The organism is Sinorhizobium sp. CCBAU 05631 (assembly GCF_002288505.1).
Classification (GTDB): Bacteria; Pseudomonadota; Alphaproteobacteria; order Rhizobiales; family Rhizobiaceae; genus Sinorhizobium; species Sinorhizobium fredii_C.
On the sequence record NZ_CP023063.1, the window covers coordinates 877,869 to 895,118 of the forward strand.

The following is a 17,250-nucleotide window of genomic DNA, read 5'->3' on the forward strand; positions in this document are numbered from 1 at the left end:
GTCTTTCCGTTCTTATGGGGCGGCGGGGAGTAGCACCGCGTCTCGTCGGCAGGCGCGGCGATCTATTTCAGGGCAGGCCCTGAAACGCAATTCCCTGTCGAAGCAGACCCTGATTTCCTCGATCAGAGGCCCCTCGCAGGTCACGGCGATCATGTCTTTCGCTATGCCGGGGTTCTTCGTCGTGAAAGCGGTCTCGATCGATGCGGCGGAGAGGTCTCGCGAACCCTCCGTGGAGGTAAACTCGGCAGGAATCTCAAGCCGCTCGCGGGCCGCCCGTGTCACAGCGAAATAATCCGCCTGGCTGAGGCCGGAGCAGGTGCCGTGTTTGCGCCATTGATGCCCGATCAAGCCCATCGACGGAACGATGTCGAGATATTGCCGGCCAAGTGACTCAGGGACCCGGGCGGATTGCCCCGTCTGGCAAAACTGCGGATAGCCGCGTTCATATTGCGGCCAAAGGCCGTGGACGATCAGGCCGCTGCCGCGCTCGCATTGTTCGGATTTGCCCTTCGGGTCATTGCCTCGGCACCAGGTCGGGGACCAGGAGAGCGAAAGCACATAGAAGTCGAAGCCCTTGCCGAGCGGTACGCTCGCCGATGCGGCACCCGCCGGGGCGTCCACCCCGGAGCCGGATGTCTTGTCGCCTTCGCCGTTACAGCCGGCGATCGCCAACAGGGCAAGGGTCGCCAGAAGCCGGTTTCTTGCGGCAATCAACGAAGCGAAGAGCAATGGGCGCCGTAGACATACCAGGGATCGAGGCCGCCGACGCAGAACTCGACATTGGAGCCGACGCCGGCAAATCCCCAGGGTCGCTCGATGAGGTACCAGAGCGGCCTCCGGACCCCGTCGCTCATCACCGCGGTCGCATAGCAATATTCACGTTCGACCAGATGGGTGTAGTCGCGCGGCTCGAAGCGGTTCTGGCCCATGTCGCGGATTTCGGCGATCGCGAGATTGGCATGAAGATAGTTTGCCGCCTTATAGTCGAAGCGCCGCGTGATGAAGCCCAGCACCGACGGGTTGCCGCAAATGCCGATATTGTAAGCCTGCGGGGCGACGGGCACCGCGGCCAAATCCGCGGCGGCGGCACTGGTGACCACACCGGCGGCGAGGGAAAGCGAGGTCAGAAGCATTGCGGCAAGCTTGCAAATCATGACTTCCTCCTGGATCGTCTCTACAGCGCCGCGCGTCTTTCAGACGCGCAAAGGACGCTGCAAGACTTTGAACCTACGCATCGTGCTTTCCGAAAATCGATCCGATTTTCGGGCCGATGCGCTAGAGATTGATGCCACGGCACCCGACGCGTCAAGGCCCTCGGTTGAGAGCTGTTTCGCCGCGCAGCCAGAAGCAGCGTGCCGACGCGAAGCGATCCTGGCGAAGTCGTTCCTTCAGGAAGGGCAGCAGGATGTCGAGCTCGTCCTTGAGCGTATAGGGTGGATTGACGATGACAAGGCCCGAGCCTGCCAGTCCGGTGATGTCGCGATCGCTGCGGACCGCAAGCTCGGCGCACAGCATTTTGGGTATTTCCAGCGCTTTCAGCGCCTCATGAAATTCCTTGACCGGCGCGCCTTTCTTCAGCGGATACCAGAGGCAGTAGATACCGCCGGCAAAGCGGCGATAGGCCCTGGCAAGCCCTTCGGCCAGCCGCTCGTATTCACCTTCCTTCTCGAATGGCGGATCGACGAGCACGAGGCCGCGCTTTTCCTTCGGCGGCAGGTGGGCGCCGAGCGCCAGCCAGCCGTCGAGCCGGGTGATTCGGCTCTGGAAATCGCCGTCGAACAGCCGGTGCAGCGTTTCATAGTCGTCCGGATGCAGTTCCATTGCCGAGAGCCGGTCCTGCGGCCGAAACAGCATGCGGGCAAGCTTCGGCGAACCGGGATAATGCGTGATCCCGGCATCCGCCCCAGTATGCGGATTGAGATCGCGCACGGCCGCAAGATAGGGCTCGAGAATGGCGGCTACCGGTGGAGGGAGTTCGGCGTCGACCAGCCTTCCGATGCCGTCGCGCCACTCGCCGGTCTTTTGCGCCTCCTCGCTGGAGAGGTCATAGAGACCGATGCCGGCATGGGTATCCAGCACCCGGAAGGCCCTATCCTTCTGTTTGAGATAGGTGACGAGCCTGGCCAGCACCGCGTGCTTCAGGACATCGGCGAAGTTGCCCGCATGATAGATGTGCCGATAGTTCATAAGAGCCGCCGATGGCTGCGATCAATTGTTTCGATGGATGGCGAATGGGACTTTGAGCCCTCTTTCGGATGCCATATAGAAAAGGCATGAACGTTGCGACCCCCATCAGAGCAGAAAGGTCGGTCGGCCACTCTGTCTGTCCGCATGATTGTCCCTCGGCTTGCGCGCTGGAAGTGGACCTGACCGCCGAAGGCCGGATCGGGCGCGTCCGCGGCGCGGCCGCCAACAGCTACACGGCCGGCGTCATCTGCGCCAAGGTCGCGCGCTATGCCGAGCGCATCTATCATCCCGGCCGGCTGATGGTGCCGCAGCGCCGCATCGGCGCGAAAGGCGAGGGGCGCTGGCAGGAAATCTCCTGGGAGGCGGCACTCGACGAGATCGCCGAACAATTCGTCAAGGCCGAGCAGGAACACGGCTCGGAAGCGGTCTGGCCCTATTTCTATGCCGGCACCATGGGGCAGGTGCAGCGCGATTCCGTCGAGCGCCTGCGCCATGCCAAGCGCTATTCCGGCTTCTTCGGCTCGATCTGCACGAACATGGCCTGGACCGGCTTCACCATGGCGACCGGAGCCCTGCGCGGCCCGGACCCGCGCGAAATGGCCAAGTCCGATTGCGTGGTAATCTGGGGCACCAATGCGGTGGCAACCCAGGTCAACGTGATGACCCATGCGGTCAAGGCGCGCAAGGAGCGCGGCGCCAAGATTGTCGTCATCGACGTCTACGACAACCCGACGGTCAAGCAGGCCGATCTCGGCCTCATCCTGAAACCCGGCACCGACGCGGCGCTCGCCTGCGCCGTCATGCACATCGCCTTCCGCGACGGCTATGCGGACCGCGCCTATATGGCGGAGTTTGCCGACGATCCGGCTGGTCTCGAGGCGCATCTGAAAACACGCGGGCCGGAATGGGCTTCGGCGATCACCGGGGTGTCCGTCGAGGAAATCGAGACCTTCGCGAAGCTCGTCGGGACAACGCCGAGAACCTATTTCCGTCTCGGCTACGGCTTCACCCGCCAGCGCAACGGCTCGGTCGCCATCCACGCCGCGGCATCGGTCGCCACCGTGCTCGGCTCGTGGAAGCACGAGGGCGGCGGAGCCTTCCATTCCAACAACGACATCTTCAAGCTCGACAAGCGCGAACTGGTCGGCACCGCTCTGCACGACCCCGACATACGTATGCTCGATCAATCGCAGATCGGCCGCGTGCTGACGGGCGACGCCGAGGCGCTGCGCCATCGCGGGCCGGTAACGGCGATGCTGATCCAGAACACCAATCCGGTAAACGTCGCGCCCGAGCAGCGGCTGGTGAAGAGGGGGGTCCTGCGCGGCGACCTCTTCGTCGCCGTGCATGAGCAGTTCATGACCGACACCGCCCGGCTTGCCGACATCGTCCTGCCGGCAACGATGTTTCTGGAGCATGACGATCTCTATCGCGGCGGCGGACACCAGCACATTCTGATCGGCCCGAAGATCGTCGAACCGCCGTCGACGGTGCGCACCAACCTGTTCGTCATCGAAGAACTGGCAAAGCGCCTCGGCGTTGCCGATCGAACGGGCTTTGGCCTCTCGGAGCGGCAGCATATCGACAGGCTGCTCGCCAATTACGGCCTCGGCTACGAAGAAATGAAGGAGCGGAAATGGCTTGATTGCCAGCCCGGGTTCGAGGAAGCGCATTTCCTCAAGGGTTTCGGGCACCCGGACGGCAAGTTCCGCTTCAAGGCGGACTGGACCGGAACACCCGCACCGAACCGGCCGCCGAAATCGATGGGCCCGCAGGGACCGCATGGCAGCCTCCCCGAGTTTCCCGACCATGTCGATCTGATCGAAATCGCCGACGGCCGTCATCCGTTCCGGCTGGCGACCTCGCCGGCGCGTTCGTTCCTGAACTCGACGTTTTCCGAGACGCCCTCTTCGATCGAGAAGGAGGGGCGCCCGGAGGTCATGATCCATGTGGAGGACGCAGCCGGGCTCGGCATCGCCGACGGCGATATCGTCCGGCTCGGTAACGACCGCGGCGAGATCCGACTTCATGCCAGGATCGGCGGCGGCGCGCGCCGCGGCGTGGTGATTGCCGAGGGTCTCTGGCCGAACGGCGCCCATCTCGATGGCGAGGGGATCAATATCCTGACCGGTGCGGACGCGGTCGCACCCTATGGAGGGGCGGCCTTCCACGACAACCGGGTCTGGATGCGCCGGGCCTGAGCAGCCATGTTCGACACGCGCAGCATGCGTGTGAAAACGCTTTCATCGAGGATCACCCATGACGCAGCATGAAGACCCGCGCATCCGGATTCTCGACCGCCGGTCTCTCTGGAAGGGCTTCATCAGTCTCGAGCAGGTGACCCTCGAGCAACAGATGTCCGACGGCAGGACTGCCCGCCTCGTTCGCGAGGTGCACGATCATGGCCGGGCAGCGACGATCCTGCTTTTCGACCCGGAGCGCCAGATCGTCGTGCTCGTCCGCCAGTTTCGCCTTCCCGTCCTTTTGCAGGGGGAGCCCGCCTATCTGGTCGAGGCGCCGGCGGGCCTGCTCGACGGCGAGGCGCCGGAAGTGGCGATCTGCCGCGAGGCGATGGAGGAGACGGGCTATTGCATCGAGAGTGCCATGCATCTCTTCGACGCCTATATGAGCCCGGGTTCGATAACCGAACGGACGAGTTTTTTCCTCGGCCGCATCGACACGTCCAAGAAGGTGGCCGCCGGCGGCGGGCTGGCGCATGAAGGCGAAGACATCGAGGTGCTGGAAATTGCCTTGGACGACGCCGTCGCAATGATCGGCAGCGGTGAAATCTGCGATGCCAAGACGATCATGCTTCTGCAATGGGCCGTGCTGAACCGGGCGGCGCTCGCGGGCTAACCCCTTGATACCGCATACATTACCGATAATTCACTTTTTGTCGGCGACGGGCTGAGGTAAATCCCTCGTGTCTACTCCAACGACACGGGCGATCCATGACGTCCCCTTCTTCCCTCCACGAAATTGAAGCGCAGCCAGAACCGGCCGAGGTCGGGTGGCGGCCATTCCTGAGGCGCAATCAACGTTATCTTTCCGCCTTGGGCACCCTCCTGATGATCGCGCTCTTCGGGGTGGCGATTTTTCACCTCACTGCCGAAGTGCAGTATGAGGATGTGGTGGCGGCACTGGCAGGCACGAGCTGGAGCGCGGTGGCAACCGCCATTCTGCTCACTGGTCTGAGCTTTCTTGCGCTTACCTTCTACGACGTCGGCGCACTCGACTACGTCAAACGCAAGCTCCCCTATGTCGACGTCGCTCTGACGGCAGCCTGCGCCTATGCTGTGGGCAACACCGCGGGCTTCGGACCGTTGAGCGGCGGCGCGATCCGGTACCGCTCCTATTCCCGTCTCGGCCTGGAGCCCGATGAAATAGGCCGGGTCATTGCCTTCGTCACGCTCGCCTTCGGCCTCGGTCTTGCCGCCGTCGCCTGCCTCAGCCTGCTCGCCGTTGCCGAATATGTTGCGCCGCTGATGGGGATCGAGCCGTTCTGGCTGCGGGCAATCGCCATGCTCGTGCTTGCCGCCATGCTCGCGGTCATGGTGGCGGCGCGGAGCGGTCATGAGGTGAGCATCGGCCGCGTCACCCTGCGCCTGCCGGATACCAGGACCTCGTCGCGTCAGTTTCTGGTAACGGCGCTTGATCTCGCTGCCTCCGCTACGGTGCTCTACGTGCTGCTGCCATCGGGCACGGTCGGCTGGCCGGCATTCCTGGCGATCTATTCCGTCGCGGTCGGCCTCGGCGTGCTGAGCCACGTTCCGGCCGGGCTGGGGGTCTTCGAAACGGTGATCGTCGCAACCCTCGGCCGCGCCGCCGATGTCGATGCGGTCCTCGGCGCACTGGTCCTCTACCGCGTGATCTACCATGTGCTGCCGCTGCTGATCGCCATTTTTGTGATCATCGGCATGGAGCTCCGCCAGCTCGCCGGACATCCGGCCGCGTCCAGCCTGCGCCGCGCCGGCGGACGGATGACGCCGCTGCTGCTTGCGACACTCGCTCTCGTGCTCGCCCTGATGCTGGTTCTTTCGAGCGTCACGCCGACGCCGGACGAGAACCTGGCCTTCCTCGCCGACCATGTCTCCCTGCCGGTCGTCGAAGGGGCGCATTTCCTGGCAAGCCTGCTGGGCCTGGCCCTGGTCATCGTCGCGCGCGGGCTGGCACTGCGGCTCGATGGCGCCTGGTGGGCATCGGTCGTCATCGCGCTCACCGCGCTTTTGCTCTCGCTCGTCAAGGCGGTGGCGCTCGTCGCAGCAGGCATGCTCGCCTTCTTCATCCTCGGCCTCCTCGCCAGCCGCCGGCTTTTCGTCCGTCCCGCTTCGCTGTTCGGGCAGGCGCTGACAGCCCCCTGGCTGATGGCGATGGGCGTCATCTGCCTCGGTGCCTATGTCGTCTTGCTCTTCGTCTATCGAAACGTCGACTACAGCCATGAGCTCTGGTGGCAGTTCGAGTTTTCGGCGGAGGCGCCGCGCGGCCTGCGCGCGCTGCTGGGCGTGACGATCGGCGCGACCGCCGTGGCGATCTGGAGCCTCATGCGGCCGGCCACGACGGCAGTGGCGCCCGCATCCGAGGAGGAGCTCGAGCGCGCCATCACCATTCTCGACGCCCAGGACATGTCTGATGCCAACCTGGTGCGGATGGGCGACAAGAGCATCATGTTCTCGGCGGACGGCCGCGCCTTCATCATGTATGGCCGCTGGGCGCGCTCCTGGATCGCACTTTTCGACCCTGTCGGGCCCTTGGATGCCTGGCCGGACTTGATCTGGCAGTTCATGGAGACGGCGCGTTCCAACGGCTGCCGTGCCGTCTTCTATCAGGTCTCGCCCAAGGGCCTAGCTTACTACGCCGATGCGGGCTTGAGGGCCTTCCGCCTCGGCGAGCTCGCCGAGGTCGACCTTGCGCGCTTCGAGATGAAAGGCGGCAAATGGGCGAACCTGCGCCAGCAGGTGAGCCGCGGCCAGCGGGATGGGCTGGAATTTTCACTGGTGGAGCCCGCCGATGTGCCGGCGATCCTGCCGGAACTTGCGCAGATATCCGATGCCTGGCTTGCGCACCACAGCGCCCGCGAGAAGGGCTTTTCGCTCGGCGCCTTCGATCCGGATTATCTTGCGGAACAGCCGGTGGCGATCCTCAAATGCAATGGCCGCATCGTCGCCTTCGCGAACATCCTTGTGACCGGCACCAAGGAAGAGGGATCCGTGGATCTGATGCGCTTCTCGCCGGAGGCGCCCCGGGGTGCGATGGACTTCCTGTTCGCGCAGCTGATGGAATATCTGAAGGCGCAGGGCTATCGTCGGTTCAATCTCGGAATGGCGCCGCTGTCCGGCATGTCCTCTCGCCGGCTGGCGCCGGTTTGGGACCGTGCGGGACGGACCTTCTACGAGCACGGCGAACGCTATTACAACTTCAAGGGCCTGCGCGCCTTCAAGTCCAAGTTCCATCCGCATTGGCAGCCACGCTATCTGGTAGCGAGCGGCGGGCTCAACCCGATCCTGGCGCTGATGGACGCGACCTTCCTGATCGGCGGCGGCCTCAAGGGAGTGATAAGGAAATGACAGTCATGGGCAAAGTTCGGAAAGCCGCGATCCTCGCGGCCCTTGTCCTCGGGGCGGCCAACCTCTCGGCCGCGGCCGAGGACGCGCAGAAGTTCGACACAGGGATGATCCCGTCGCCGCATATCCTGTTCCCCAATCAAGAGGCGGCAGGACTCGTCGTGCTGCTTTCGGATGCCGGCGGATGGACGGCGAGGGAGGATACCGCGGCTCGTGCGCTTTCCGACGAAAACGCGATCGTCATCGGCATCGACCTGAAGGCCTATCTGGCGTCGCTCGCCAAGGACGACGGTGACTGCATTTATACGGTCTCCGACCTCGAATCCTTGAGCCAGCAGGTGCAGCGCGCGGCGGGCAGTGGCGCCTATCGCCCGCCTGTCATTGCCGGTGTCGGCGCCGGCGGCGCAATGGCGCTGGCGATCGCCGCGCAATCCCCCGCCGCGACGATCGGCAGGACGCTTGCAGTCGATCCAGAAGAAGGAATCGCTCTGACCAAGCAGCTCTGCACGCCGGCCGAGAAGAGCCGCAAGAACGACCGCATGGTGTACGGCTTGACCGACGGAGCCTTGCCCGACCCGGTATCCGTCACCTTTTCTCCGGCAGCGTCTGCGGCAGGTCGAGACCATGTCGCTGCGCTTGTCGAGAAGCATTCCGAAATCGAGACCGACGAGACGGACGACGAAGCCTATAAGGCGCTCTCCGACGCGCTGTCGGATTATCTAGGGGAGGATGACGAAGCGGATAATCCGTTCGGATTGCCGCTGACGGTCCTCGACGCCAAGCCGAGCCGCGATACGATGGCGGTGATCTATTCCGGCGATGGCGGTTGGCGCGATATCGACAGGGAGGTCGGCAATGTCCTGCAACAGCAGGGCGTTCCCGTCGTCGGCGTGGATTCGCTGCGCTATTTTTGGGCGGAGCGCCAGCCGCAGGAGAGCGCCAACGATCTTCAGCGGATCATCGACTACTATCGCAAGCGGTGGAATGTCCGAAACGTGCTCTTGATCGGCTACTCCTTCGGCGCCGATATCCTGCCGCGCATCTATAACCTGCTGCCGCCCGCAGAGCGGGCGCGCGTCCGCCAGGTGACGCTGATGGCGTTGTCGCATCAGGCGGACTTCAAGATCTCGGTCTTCGGTTGGCTCGGCGCGGAAGGGGCGGGCAGCGCGGGCGACCCGGTCGACGACATCAAGGCGATCGATCCGTCGCTGCTCCAGTGCTTCTACGGAACCGAGGAAGAGGACGATGCCTGCCCGGAACTGAAATCATCCGGCGCCGATGTTGTCGCTATCGAAGGGGGCCATCATTTCGACGAGGACTATCCGGCCCTGACGCGTCGCGTTCTCGACGGCCTAGACCGGCGGCTCGCTCAGGCGAAGTGAGCCGGCGCTTCCAATTGACCACCCCTCCACAATTGATCGGAAGGTGGGCGGTCTTAGCCGCACAAGATGAGACATTCGCTGGCCGCTGGGGTATGATTGGGTCGGCCTGGAATTCTGGCACCCGAGAGTGGCAGTACACGAAGACTGGGTGGTCACATGAACGATCCGACGGTGCACAGACGTTTGACGGCCATCCTCGCTGCAGACGTCGTGACGTACAGCCGCCTCATGGGCCAGGACGAGGCAGGCACTCACGCGGCATGGAAATCGCACCGCCGGGAACTGATCGACGCCAAGATAGCCGAGCATGAGGGTCGCATCGTGAAGCTCACGGGCGACGGATTCCTGGCGGAATTTCCAAGTGTAGTAAATGCTGTCACCTGCGCGGCCACGGTCCAGCGGGGTATGGTGGAACGCAATGCGGGTGTGCCGCAGCGCAGCCGGATAGAGCTTCGGATGGGCATCAACCTCGGGGACGTGATCGTCGAGGGCGATGACATATTCGGGGATGGCGTCAATGTGGCGGTTCGACTTGAAAGCATAGCGACGCCCGGCGGGATCGCGGTCTCTGCAGCCGTTCGAGATAACGTCGGCAATCGGCTCGATCTTCGATTCGAGGATATGGGCGAGCAGGCACTCAAGAACATCGACCGTCCGGTGCGCGCCTATGGCATTACCCTGGACTTTCCTACGGCTCTCCGAACGACCGGTTCGGATTCTAGCCAGCAAGATCCTTGGGAGATCGTAAAGCCGTCGATCGCGGTTCTACCTTTCAACAACATAAGCGGTGACCCAGAGCAAGAGTATTTCAGCGATGGGATCACCGAGGACATCATTACCGATTTGTCGAAAATATCCGGCCTGTTCGTCGTCGCCCGCAATACTGCCTATACATACAAGGGCAAACCGGTGAAGGTGCAGCAGGTGAGCCAGGATCTAAGGGTCAACTTTATCCTGGAGGGAAGCATCCGCAAGGCCGGGTCGCGTGTGCGCGTCACCGCGCAGCTCGTGGAGGGCAAGGGTGGTGGTCATGTATGGGCCGACCGCTACGACCGTGATCTCACCGACATATTCGCCCTGCAAGACGAGATCACCCATACCATCGTCGACCATCTGAAGGTCAAGCTGCTGCCAGAGGAGAAGAAAGTCATCGGTCGAGTCCCGACGGGGAATTTCGAGGCCTATGCGTATTACCTCAGGGGTCGGCATTTTCTGCACTGGCACTGCAAATCGCATTACGTGCTTGCGAAGCGCATGTTCGCAATGGCTGTCGAACTCGACCCGCTTTATGCGCGGGCCTATGCGGGAATCGCGGACTGCGATTCCTTCCTCTTCCTTCACTATAACGCCGATGTCTCGATTGACGGCATTCTGGCGACGAGCGCCAAGGCGCTGGACCTTGAGAGCGGCCTGGCAGAAGCGCATGCTTCACGTGGCCTCGCCCTCTCGCTTCGCGAGCGGCATTCGGAAGCGATGGCAGAGTTTGAGCAGGCGATCGCCCTCGATCCCAATCTTTTCGAAGCTTACTACTTTTATGCCCGTGCCTGCTTTACGCAGGGTAAGCTGGATGAAGCGGCCCGGCTTTTCCTGCGCGCCGCAGAACTCAAGCCGGATGATTACCAAGCCTTGCTTGTGCTCGTTAACATTCTCCGATCACTCGGGCGCGATCAGGAAATGAGGATGGCGGCACAGGAAGGTGTTGCGCGGGCCGAGCGTGAGCTCAGGCTGCGTCCGGAGAATGCGAGACCCGCCTATTTGGGAGCCTTGGGTCTCGCGGCGCTTGGAGACCGCGACCGTGCTAAGGAATGGGCAGGACGCGCCCTGGCCATCGATCCCGACGATCGTCTGGCGAAATACAACGTGGCCTGCTTTTACTCGCTCGAGGGTGAACATGACCGGGCAATCGATCTGCTCGTGGAGCTTCTCCCGCGCGCCACCCACGAAACAAAACGATGGGTGAAGTACGACTCGGACCTCGATCCCATCCGAGAACATGCGCGGTTCCCGAAGGTGCTTGAACTCCTCGGGTAAGAGACTTTGCCCCGTTTCAAAGCGCCGGAGAAATCAGCGCGCCAGAGGCATCGCCGACCGTGTGGCTGACGGCCCGCCCATCCTGCATCGTGACCTTGCCCTCGGCGACCTGTCGGAGCGCCAGCGGATAGGTCTTGTGCTCGACCGTCAGGACGCGCGCGGCGAGCGTCTCCGGTGTGTCGCCGGCAAGGATCGGGACGGCGGCCTGGGCGATGATCGGGCCGTCGTCCATGCCCTCGGTGACGAAATGCACCGTGCAGCCGGCAAGCTTCATGCCCGCCTCGAGGGCGCGTTGATGCGTATGCAGCCCCGGGAAAAGCGGCAGCAGCGACGGATGGATGTTGAGGATCCGGCCTGCGTGGCGATTTATGAAGGCGGCGGACAGCAGGCGCATATAGCCGGCAAGGCAGATGATGTCCGGCTGCAGCCGGTCGAGCTCGGCGAGGATCGCCGCTTCGTGATCTTCCTTGCTTTGGAAGTCCTTGCGCACGAACGAGGCTGTGGCGATGCCGAGCGCTGCCGCCTTGGCAAGGCCGCCGGCTTCCGCCTTGTCGGAAATGACGGCAATGATTTCGGCCGGAAAATCCGGTTCGGCCGCGGCTTTCGCCAGCGACAGCATGTTGGAGCCGCCGCCGGAGATGAAGACGACCACCTTTTTCTTCCTGGCCGGGGATAGACTCATAGGGCGAGGCTGCCCTTGTAGATCGTGCCGGCGGCACCCTCTTCGCGCGCCACCATGCGGCCGAGCGGGAAGACGGTTTCGCCTTCACCGGCAAGCACCGCCGCGACCCTGTCGGCTTCCGCTGCCGGAACGACGGCGATCATGCCGACACCGCAGTTGAAGGTGCGCAGCATCTCATTGGCGGCGACGCCGCCGGTCTTGGCCAGCCAGGAGAAGACCGCCGGCGGCTTGACGGCGTCGAGGTCGATCTCGGCGGCGAGATGCTTGGGCAGCACGCGCGGAATGTTTTCCGGAAAGCCGCCGCCGGTGATGTGCGCCAGCGCCTTGATCGCGCCGGTCTCGCGGATTGCCTTCAGGAGCGGTTTCACATAGATGCGGGTCGGGGTCATCAGCCCTTCGGCAAGTGTGCCCTCGCCGAAGGGCGCCGGCGCGTCCCAGGAAAGGCCAGAGAGCGAGACGATCTTTCGGACCAGCGAATAGCCGTTCGAATGCACGCCGGAGGAGGCAAGGCCGAGGATGACGTCGCCTTCCGCAATGTCGCCCGCCGGCAGCAACTGCCCGCGCTCGGCCGCGCCGACGGCAAAACCGGCAAGATCGTAGTCGCCGCCGGAATACATGCCCGGCATTTCCGCCGTTTCGCCGCCGATCAGCGCGCAGCCCGCCTCGCGGCAGCCGGCGGCGATGCCGGCGACGATTGCCGCCCCCTGGTCGGGATCGAGCTTGCCGGTGGCGAAATAATCGAGGAAGAACAAGGGTTCGGCGCCCTGCACGACAAGGTCGTTGACGCACATGGCGACGAGGTCGATGCCGACCGTGTCGTGCTTGTCGGCGTCGATGGCGATCTTGAGCTTGGTGCCGACGCCGTCATTGGCGGCGACAAGGACCGGATCGGTGAAGCCGGCCGCCTTGAGATCGAAGAGGCCGCCGAAGCCGCCGATCTCGCCGTCGGCTCCGGGACGCCGGGTCGAGCGCACATGCGGCTTGATCTTTTCGACCATCAGATTGCCGGCATCGATATCCACACCCGCGTCGTTATAGGTGAGGCCGTTCTTTCCCGACTGGCTCATGCTCGTTCTCCAAGGCTCGTCGTATTTTGCGGATGCGATTGGCACGGTAAGCTAAGGAGTGCAAGCGGAGAGGCCGGGCCTTGCGGCCTTTTTTCACGTTTTTGCCTTCGGCTCATCGCCTTCAGGCGCGAACGGAGCGGATTGAAGGCAGTCGGGCTTGACCTGCGCGCGCGCCGCACCCTATCTCGTCGGACGAAGATGCGGGCGCGCACCGTGCGACGACCGCGGGACGGGGACACCATGGGCAATCGGATCAGCGGTTTAGGACTTCAGCGCCAGATCTTCTTTTGGCTGCTCGTGCTCGCCGCCTTCATCGCCTTCCTGATGGTCTTCAGTTCCATCCTCCTGCCGTTCCTCGCCGGGATGGCGCTGGCCTATTTCCTCGACCCGGTCGCCGACCGGCTGCAACGCCTTGGCCTCAGCCGCCTGATGGCGACGATCGCCATTCTCGTCGCCTTCGTCCTTCTCTTTGCGCTGTCGCTGATCATCGTCATCCCGCTGATCTTCACCCAAGCGGCCGATTTCATCCAGAAGATGCCCGGCTATGTCGCGAGGCTTCAGGCCTTCGTGGCGGATACGACCCAGTCGACCCTCGTTCCGGACTGGCTCGAGGCGCAAATGGCGACGATCAAGGAGAATTCCGCCAAGCTTCTCGAACAGGGGGCAGTCTTTCTCGGCACCCTGTTCCAGCAGCTCTGGAATTCAGGCATGGCGCTCCTGGATATCCTGTCGCTCTTCATCATCACGCCGGTGGTCGCCTTCTATCTGTTGCTCGATTGGGACCACATGGTCGAGAAGGTGGATAGCTGGGTGCCGCGCGACCATGTCGACGTGGTGCGCCAGATCGCCCGCGACATGAACACGACGATCGCCGGCTTCGTTCGCGGCCAGGGCTCGTTATGCCTCATTCTCGGCCTTTACTATGCGGTTGGCCTGTCGCTTGTGGGCCTGAATTTCGGACTGCTGATCGGTTTTTTCGCCGGTATGATCAGCTTCATCCCCTATGTCGGCTCGCTGGTCGGCCTGGTTCTTGCCGTCGGCGTGGCGATCGTCCAGTTCTGGCCGGACTATCTCTGGATCCTGCTCGTCCTTGCCGTCTTCTTCACCGGCCAGTTCCTCGAAGGCAACGTTCTTCAGCCTAAGCTGGTCGGCAAGAGCGTTGGCCTCCATCCCGTCTGGCTGATGTTCGCGCTGCTTGCCTTCGGCGCGCTGTTCGGCTTCGTCGGCCTGCTCGTCGCGGTGCCGGCGGCTGCCGCGGTCGGAGTGCTTGTCCGTTTCGGCATCCAGCGATACCTTGATAGCGACCTCTATCATGGGCATAGGGCGGCCGCGAACCAGCAGTCGGAGGGCCAGGAGCCCAGCCGACCTATGCCGTCCTCCAGAGCAAAGCATGACTAGACGTCCTAACGAACAACTGCCGCTCGTCTTCGGCCACGACCCGTCAACCGGCCGGGAGGATCTGCTTGTCTCCGATCGCCTGAGCGCGGCCATTGCAATCGTGGATCATTGGCCGGATTGGCCGTCGCCGGTCGTCATCATCGCCGGTCCGGTCGGTTCCGGGAAGTCGCACCTCGCCAGCATCTGGCGAGAGGCGTCGGGTGCCGAACCGATCCATCCCGTTGCCGGTACGGACGCCGCCGACGTCGCCGCTTCGAAGCCGGTGCTTTTCGAGGATGTCGACCGAAAGGGTTTCGACGACACGGCGCTGTTCCATGTCATCAACAGCGTCCGCCAGAACGGTACGGCGCTTCTGATGACCTCGCGGCTGTGGCCGATGTCCTGGCCGGTGACCCTTCCAGACCTCAAGTCGCGCCTCAAGGCCGCCACCGTTGTCGAGATCGGCGAACCGGACGACGAACTCCTGACGCAGGTGCTCTTCAAGCTTTTTGCCGATCGCCAGCTGCTCGTCGACGAGCGTTTCGTGGCCTATATAGTCAATCGGATGGAGCGCTCGCTAGAGGCTGCACAGACCCTTGTCGAGCGGATGGACCATCTGGCGCTTGCCCGCGGCACGCGGTTGACGCGGGCCCTTGCGGCGGAAGTCTTGGAAGAACTCGCAATTGCCCGCCGGCCCGATTGACTGTCACAGAACCGTCGTCAAAGTGGGATAGCTCGTTCATCCGGAGCAATGGGGTCTGATGGGAATGGATAACGCGACGTCTGCAATCACCGAAAACAGGGCGCCGGCGGAGCAAATTGACCTTCTGACGAGCCCCGAGCGTTTCATCAACCGCGAGTTCTCGTGGCTTCAATTCAACCGCCGGGTACTCGAGGAGACGCTGAACACCGCGCATCCGCTCCTGGAGCGCGTCCGCTTCCTGTCGATTTCAGCTGCCAACCTCGACGAATTCTTCATGGTCCGCGTCGCCGGCCTCGAGGGCCAGGTGCGATCGGGCGTTTCGTTGCGCAGCCCGGACGGCAAGACGCCGGCCGAACAACTCGACGAGATCCTGAAGGAGATCGACAATCTCCAGATGGAGCAGCAGGCATCGCTCGCAGTCCTCCAGCAATATCTCGCCAAGGAAGATATTCTGATCGTGCGTCCGGCTTCTCTTTCGGCGCAGGACAAGAGCTGGCTCGCCAATGAATTCGACCAGTCGATCTTCCCGGTCCTGACGCCGCTTTCGATCGACCCGGCGCACCCGTTCCCGTTCATTCCGAATCTCGGCTTCTCCATGGGCCTGCAACTCGTCAGTAAGACCGGCCGCGAGCCGATGACGGCGCTCCTGCGCCTGCCGGTGGCACTCGACCGGTTCGTCCGCCTGCCGGACGTCAAGAACGTCATCCGTTACATCACCCTCGAAGATGTCGTCGGCCTGTTCATCGACCGCCTGTTCCCGGGCTATGAGGTTCAGGGTTCGGGGACGTTCCGGATCATCCGCGACAGCGATATCGAAGTCGAGGAAGAGGCGGAAGATCTGGTCCGGCTGTTCGAGACGGCGTTGAAGCGCCGCCGCCGCGGGTCGGTGATCCGCATCGAAACCGATTCCGAAATGCCGGCGTCGCTGCGCCAGTTCGTCGTGCACGAACTCGGCGTTCCGGACAACCGCGTCGCCGTGCTGCCCGGGCTGCTGGCGCTCAACACGCTTTCCGAAATCACCAAGGCGCCGCGCGAGGACCTTCGTTTCGAGCCCTATAATCCACGGTTCCCGGAACGCGTCCGCGAGCACGGCGGCGACTGCCTCGCCGCGATCCGCGAGAAGGACATGGTGGTCCACCATCCTTACGAGTCCTTCGACGTCGTCGTGCAGTTCCTGCTGCAGGCGGCGCGCGATCCCGACGTGCTGGCGATCAAGCAGACGCTCTATCGTACCTCCAACGACAGCCCGATCGTGCGCGCGCTTATCGATGCCGCCGAGGCAGGCAAGTCGGTCACCGCGCTTGTCGAGCTCAAGGCCCGCTTCGACGAGGAGGCGAATATTCGCTGGGCACGCGACCTCGAGCGCGCCGGCGTCCAGGTGGTCTTCGGCTTCATCGAATTGAAGACCCACGCGAAGATGTCGATGGTCGTGCGGCGGGAAGAGGGCAAGCTCAGGACCTATTGCCATCTCGGCACGGGCAACTACCACCCGGTCACGGCGAAGATCTATACCGATCTTTCGTTCTTCACCTGCAATCCGGTGATCGCCCACGACATGGCGAACATCTTCAACTTCATTACCGGCTATGGCGAGCCGGAGGCGGGGATGAAGCTCGCGGTCTCGCCGCACACCATGCGCCCGCGGATCCTCAAGCACATCGAGGAGGAGATTGCGCACGCCGAAGCGGGTCGGCCGGCGGCGATCTGGATGAAGATGAACGCGCTCGTCGATCCGGAAATCATCGATGCGCTCTACCGGGCAAGCCGCGCAGGCGTAGAGATCGATCTCGTCGTTCGCGGCATCTGCTGCCTGAGGCCGCAGGTCCCCGGGCTCTCCGAAACCATCCGTGTCAAGTCCATCGTCGGCCGCTTCCTCGAGCATTCCCGGATCTTCTGCTTCGGCAACGGCCACGGCCTGCCTTCGGAAAATGCGCTTGTCTATATCGGTTCGGCGGATATGATGCCGCGCAACCTGGACCGGCGGGTCGAGACGCTCGTGCCTCTCATCAACCGGACTGTGCACGAACAGGTTCTTTCGCAGATCATGCTGGGCAATCTCATCGACAACCAGCAGAGCTACGAGATTCTTCCGGACGGCACCTCGCGCCGCATGGAAGTCGACAAGGACGCCGAGCCGTTCAACGCGCAGCATTATTTCATGACCAATCCCAGCCTTTCGGGCCGGGGTGAGGCTCTGAAGTCCAGTGCACCGAAGCTGATTGCCGGCTGGAATAGCGGTTGGCGCAAGTAAACTGGAATC

At 63.2% G+C, this 17,250-nt stretch carries 13 protein-coding genes; 8 read left to right on the top strand and 5 right to left on the bottom strand.

Annotated elements, in window-relative coordinates; all coding sequences use genetic code 11:
- Positions 1-12: 12 nt before the first annotated feature.
- The 3 genes from SS05631_RS04220 to SS05631_RS04230 all read right to left on the bottom strand — a co-directional run bounded on the left by SS05631_RS04220 (position 13) and on the right by SS05631_RS04230 (position 2,187).
- Positions 13-714, bottom strand: coding sequence for a ribonuclease T(2) (locus SS05631_RS04220; RefSeq protein WP_244412091.1), 702 nt, complete (start codon positions 712-714; stop codon positions 13-15).
- Positions 711-1,154 carry a hypothetical protein gene (locus SS05631_RS04225; RefSeq protein WP_037413910.1) on the bottom strand — a complete coding sequence of 148 codons (444 nt, stop codon included), beginning with the start codon at positions 1,152-1,154 and terminating at the stop codon, positions 711-713. Before SS05631_RS04225 ends, SS05631_RS04220 begins: the two co-directional genes overlap by 4 nt.
- Before the next feature lie 151 nt (positions 1,155-1,305).
- Positions 1,306-2,187 carry a 23S rRNA (adenine(2030)-N(6))-methyltransferase RlmJ gene (locus SS05631_RS04230; RefSeq protein ID WP_037413912.1) on the bottom strand — a complete coding sequence of 294 codons (882 nt, stop codon included), beginning with the start codon at positions 2,185-2,187 and terminating at the stop codon, positions 1,306-1,308.
- Positions 2,188-2,255: 68 nt separating this feature from the next.
- Between SS05631_RS04230 and SS05631_RS04235 the strand changes: the two genes are divergently transcribed.
- The 5 genes from SS05631_RS04235 to SS05631_RS04255 all read left to right on the top strand — a co-directional run bounded on the left by SS05631_RS04235 (position 2,256) and on the right by SS05631_RS04255 (position 11,161).
- Positions 2,256-4,388, top strand: a complete 2,133-nt coding sequence (locus tag SS05631_RS04235; protein ID WP_037413915.1) for a molybdopterin oxidoreductase family protein — start codon at positions 2,256-2,258, stop codon at positions 4,386-4,388.
- A gap of 58 nt (positions 4,389-4,446) precedes the next feature.
- The gene (locus SS05631_RS04240; protein ID WP_037413917.1) at positions 4,447-5,043 is read left to right on the top strand and encodes an NUDIX domain-containing protein; all 597 of its coding nucleotides are present in this window, start codon (positions 4,447-4,449) and stop codon (positions 5,041-5,043) included.
- 95 nt (positions 5,044-5,138) lie between these two features.
- Entirely contained in the window at positions 5,139-7,751 is a 2,613-nt protein-coding gene (gene mprF / locus SS05631_RS04245) for a bifunctional lysylphosphatidylglycerol flippase/synthetase MprF (RefSeq protein WP_037413918.1), read from the top strand.
- Positions 7,748-9,130, top strand: a complete 1,383-nt coding sequence (locus tag SS05631_RS04250) for an AcvB/VirJ family lysyl-phosphatidylglycerol hydrolase (RefSeq protein WP_037413919.1) — start codon at positions 7,748-7,750, stop codon at positions 9,128-9,130. The genes mprF and SS05631_RS04250 overlap by 4 nt, the downstream gene beginning before the upstream one ends.
- A gap of 156 nt (positions 9,131-9,286) precedes the next feature.
- A complete protein-coding gene (locus SS05631_RS04255) occupies positions 9,287-11,161 on the top strand; it encodes an adenylate/guanylate cyclase domain-containing protein (protein WP_037413920.1) in 1,875 nt (624 codons plus the stop codon).
- 16 nt (positions 11,162-11,177) lie between these two features.
- Here the strand turns inward: SS05631_RS04255 and purN are convergent, their stop codons facing one another.
- The gene (gene purN / locus SS05631_RS04260; protein WP_037413922.1) at positions 11,178-11,843 is read right to left on the bottom strand and encodes a phosphoribosylglycinamide formyltransferase; all 666 of its coding nucleotides are present in this window, start codon (positions 11,841-11,843) and stop codon (positions 11,178-11,180) included.
- Positions 11,840-12,910: a phosphoribosylformylglycinamidine cyclo-ligase gene (gene purM / locus SS05631_RS04265; RefSeq protein WP_037413924.1), complete on the bottom strand. Its 1,071-nt coding sequence runs from the start codon at positions 12,908-12,910 to the stop codon at positions 11,840-11,842. The genes purN and purM overlap by 4 nt, the downstream gene beginning before the upstream one ends.
- Before the next feature lie 240 nt (positions 12,911-13,150).
- Here purM and SS05631_RS04270 point away from each other — a divergent pair, with 240 nt between their 5' ends.
- The 3 genes from SS05631_RS04270 to SS05631_RS04280 all read left to right on the top strand — a co-directional run bounded on the left by SS05631_RS04270 (position 13,151) and on the right by SS05631_RS04280 (position 17,241).
- Positions 13,151-14,308, top strand: a complete 1,158-nt coding sequence (locus tag SS05631_RS04270; protein WP_037413925.1) for an AI-2E family transporter — start codon at positions 13,151-13,153, stop codon at positions 14,306-14,308.
- Complete coding sequence (gene hdaA / locus SS05631_RS04275) at positions 14,301-14,990, top strand: DnaA regulatory inactivator HdaA (RefSeq protein WP_037413926.1); 690 nt, start codon at positions 14,301-14,303, stop codon at positions 14,988-14,990. Before SS05631_RS04270 ends, hdaA begins: the two co-directional genes overlap by 8 nt.
- A 64-nt stretch (positions 14,991-15,054) precedes the next feature.
- Positions 15,055-17,241: an RNA degradosome polyphosphate kinase gene (locus SS05631_RS04280; protein WP_086022722.1), complete on the top strand. Its 2,187-nt coding sequence runs from the start codon at positions 15,055-15,057 to the stop codon at positions 17,239-17,241.
- Positions 17,242-17,250: the final 9 nt, after the last annotated feature.

Coding starts and splice junctions, on each gene's coding strand:
- purN (WP_037413922.1), bottom strand. CDS start 11,843: ATGAGTCTATCCCCGGCCAGGAAGAAAAAGGTGGTCGTCTTCATCTCC.
- purM (WP_037413924.1), bottom strand. CDS start 12,910: ATGAGCCAGTCGGGAAAGAACGGCCTCACCTATAACGACGCGGGTGTG.
- mprF (WP_037413918.1), top strand. CDS start 5,139: ATGACGTCCCCTTCTTCCCTCCACGAAATTGAAGCGCAGCCAGAACCG.
- SS05631_RS04235 (WP_037413915.1), top strand. CDS start 2,256: ATGCCATATAGAAAAGGCATGAACGTTGCGACCCCCATCAGAGCAGAA.
- SS05631_RS04225 (WP_037413910.1), bottom strand. CDS start 1,154: ATGATTTGCAAGCTTGCCGCAATGCTTCTGACCTCGCTTTCCCTCGCC.
- SS05631_RS04270 (WP_037413925.1), top strand. CDS start 13,151: ATGGGCAATCGGATCAGCGGTTTAGGACTTCAGCGCCAGATCTTCTTT.
- SS05631_RS04255 (WP_037413920.1), top strand. CDS start 9,287: ATGAACGATCCGACGGTGCACAGACGTTTGACGGCCATCCTCGCTGCA.
- SS05631_RS04240 (WP_037413917.1), top strand. CDS start 4,447: ATGACGCAGCATGAAGACCCGCGCATCCGGATTCTCGACCGCCGGTCT.
- SS05631_RS04250 (WP_037413919.1), top strand. CDS start 7,748: ATGACAGTCATGGGCAAAGTTCGGAAAGCCGCGATCCTCGCGGCCCTT.
- SS05631_RS04280 (WP_086022722.1), top strand. CDS start 15,055: ATGGATAACGCGACGTCTGCAATCACCGAAAACAGGGCGCCGGCGGAG.
- SS05631_RS04230 (WP_037413912.1), bottom strand. CDS start 2,187: ATGAACTATCGGCACATCTATCATGCGGGCAACTTCGCCGATGTCCTG.
- hdaA (WP_037413926.1), top strand. CDS start 14,301: ATGACTAGACGTCCTAACGAACAACTGCCGCTCGTCTTCGGCCACGAC.